5 protein-coding genes are annotated in these 2,407 nt (G+C 57.2%); 3 read left to right on the top strand and 2 right to left on the bottom strand.

Annotation, left to right across the window (positions count from 1 at the left end):
• From V3W31_07980 to V3W31_07970, 3 genes are all read left to right on the top strand, one after another.
• Positions 1-139, top strand: a 139-nt coding sequence (locus tag V3W31_07980) for a D-aminoacyl-tRNA deacylase (GenBank protein MEE9614867.1), incomplete at its 5' end; no start/stop codon positions are given.
• Between the two features lie 27 nt (positions 140-166).
• On the top strand, positions 167-664 hold the full coding sequence (locus V3W31_07975) for a hypothetical protein (protein MEE9614866.1): 498 nt from the start codon (positions 167-169) through the stop codon (positions 662-664).
• A gap of 141 nt (positions 665-805) precedes the next feature.
• On the top strand, positions 806-1,090 hold the full coding sequence (locus tag V3W31_07970) for an HU family DNA-binding protein (protein ID MEE9614865.1): 285 nt from the start codon (positions 806-808) through the stop codon (positions 1,088-1,090).
• A gap of 141 nt (positions 1,091-1,231) precedes the next feature.
• Here V3W31_07970 and V3W31_07965 read toward each other — a convergent pair whose 3' ends face one another.
• Together V3W31_07965 and V3W31_07960 are read right to left on the bottom strand one after the other, a co-directional pair.
• The gene (locus tag V3W31_07965) at positions 1,232-1,585 is read right to left on the bottom strand and encodes a hypothetical protein (protein MEE9614864.1); all 354 of its coding nucleotides are present in this window, start codon (positions 1,583-1,585) and stop codon (positions 1,232-1,234) included.
• 24 nt (positions 1,586-1,609) lie between these two features.
• A partial coding sequence (locus tag V3W31_07960; protein ID MEE9614863.1) for a sensor domain-containing diguanylate cyclase occupies positions 1,610-2,407 on the bottom strand: 798 nt, incomplete at its 5' end.

The raw sequence follows: 2,407 nt of genomic DNA, 5'->3' as shown, positions 1-2,407 counted from the left end.
GCTCTACCGGGCCTTTGTCCGGAGACTCGGTCGTAGCGGCCTTACGGTGGCCGAGGGGCTCTTCCGGGCGCAGATGGAGGTCGAGCTCGTTAACGACGGCCCGGTGACATTTCTTATAGACAGCAGGAAAGTTTTTTAGTAGAGTGTCCGCAAAAGGAGGTAACGGATGAAGAAATTTTTTATGCCTGTGGCGGCGTTGGCGGTTCTTCTATACGGCGTTGGCTGCGGCGTATTTAACCAGGCGGAGGTGAAGAGCGGCTCCGAGGAGGCTTCGGTTGCTGAGGCCCCGGCCGCGGAGGCCGCGCTTGATGAAAGGGCGGAACTAAAGCTCCCCCCGGCGATGAAGCTCATGCAGAAGAAGATGATGCGTAAGCACCTGGATACCGTAAGCGAGATCACGGCCGCGCTTGCCGCAAGCGAGCTCGACAGGGCCGCGGAGGTGGCGAGGACCAACCTGGGATGGAGCGAGGAAGAGGAGACGAAGTGCAGGAAGGTTTCGAGGCTTAGCGGCAAGGGAGAGTTCCTCATCCTCGGCATGGCCGTGCACAAAAAGGCCGACGAACTTGCCGACGCCGCCGAGGCCGGCGACAGGGACGGGGCCCTTAAATCCCTGGCCGGACTTATACACAACTGTAACGAATGCCACAAGACCTTCAGGCACTGAGTGTGGAGGGGGAGGGGGGGGGGGATTCCCCGCCACGGCAATTTTTTTCTTGCAATTTTTTATAAACTCCTGTAATAAGCAAGTGTCCGGAACTAATATCGTACTGGCCTTTTAACCGATAACCAGCAAGAGGAGGTGGAGATGGCAAAGGCAATGACAAAGTCCCAGATAGCCGCCCATGTGGCCGAGAAGGCGGGCATTCCGAAAAAGCAGGCCGTCGAGATACTCGAAGAGATTGCGAGCCTGGCCTACAACGAGGCGAAGAACTCGTTTACGCTTCCCGGGATAGGCAAACTCGTTCTGGTCGACAGGAAGGCCCGGATGGGGAGGAACCCCCAGACAGGCGAGCCCATCCAGATACCGGCCAAGAGGGTGGTTAAGTTCAGGGTCGCAAAGGCATGCAAGGACGCGGTGCTCGGCGGTTAGGAGTTTTTTCCCGGGGAATCATCCCCGGGGGATCATCCCCTCCCTTTCGCAAGGACGTCCCGCACTTAAAATATTTTTTTGATAATAAAGAAAGGCCCCCGGTTTCTGACCGGGGGCCTTTCTTTTGAAATGTCCGTTCCTTTATTCCTCGGCGGCGCTGGAGAATCTATATGAGGAGACGATACCTTTCTTGAGCGTGATTTCGAGTGTGGACGTTGAGGTGCGGCTCATGCTCTTGTTCTCTATTACCCCGCCGAAGTAGGTCGGGGTCCTGGTCTCTTTGTATTTATAAATGAGTTTTTCCGTATCTCCGGCGGAGACCACCTCTCCCGGGGGGCCGAAGGTGTCTATGACCGCCTTCCTCGTGGTCACGCCGGGCACTATCTTATCCACCGTGGCCTTTTCTATGGGCCTGTCGCCGCTGCGGTTTGTGACCGTGGTGCACCCCGCAACCGACAGGGAAAGCAGTATTGCTATTGCCGCGATAGTTTTCATTCTTCGTCCCTTATTCTTCGTTCCCTACTTCGCCGCCTTCGGCCCACTTTGTTCCTTTGCCTCGCAAGCCATTGCCACCCCGTCCCTTGAGCGGCTCTTCACCACGTACATGGCCTGGTCGGAGAGCTGCAGGAGTTCCATCTTGTCCCTGGCGTCCTCGGGGTAGGAGGCAACGCCGAAGCTGGCCGTCATGCGGTAGTTAATGCCTTCGTTCTTCAGGAAGATGTTCTTCTTGAACGCCTTGCGCAGCTTCCCGGCGACGATACCGGCGTTCTTCCTCGTTGTTTCCGGCATGACCACTACGAACTCGTCCCCGCCGTACCGGCACACGACGTCGATACTCCTGACCGAAGAGCGTATAAGCGCGCCCAGCTCGGCCAGGAGCTTGCTCCCGCACAGATGCCCGTGGGTGTCGTTCACGAGTTTGAAGTAGTCTATGTCCAGGAATATTACCGAGAGGTTGCCGTCGAACCTCCGTGCCCTTTCCACCTCGCTGTCGAGGCAGTGGTTGAGAAACCGTGAGTTGTAGAGTCCGGTGAGGTCGTCGGTTATGGTCAGCTCCTGGACCTTGTCGAAGAGCATGGCGTTCTCTATGGCTATGGCGGTGTAGTCGCCGACGGCCGTAAGCAGCGTCAGGTCGTCCTCGTCGAAGCTGTCTCCCCCGGCCTTGTTTACGAGTTCGATGGCCCCCAGCGTCTTCCCCCTTGTTTTAAGAGGTACGCAGACTACGGACTTCGCGGCGAGCTTAGATTTCCCGCCCGCCTTACCCGTTTTATTGTAGAACTTCCGGTCTTTGGAAACGTCGGGGATAAGTACCGGCTC

Source organism: Thermodesulfobacteriota bacterium (assembly GCA_036482575.1).
GTDB lineage: Bacteria > Desulfobacterota > GWC2-55-46 > GWC2-55-46 > JAUVFY01 > JAZGJJ01.
This window is presented reverse-complemented; position numbering and strand designations above follow the sequence as displayed.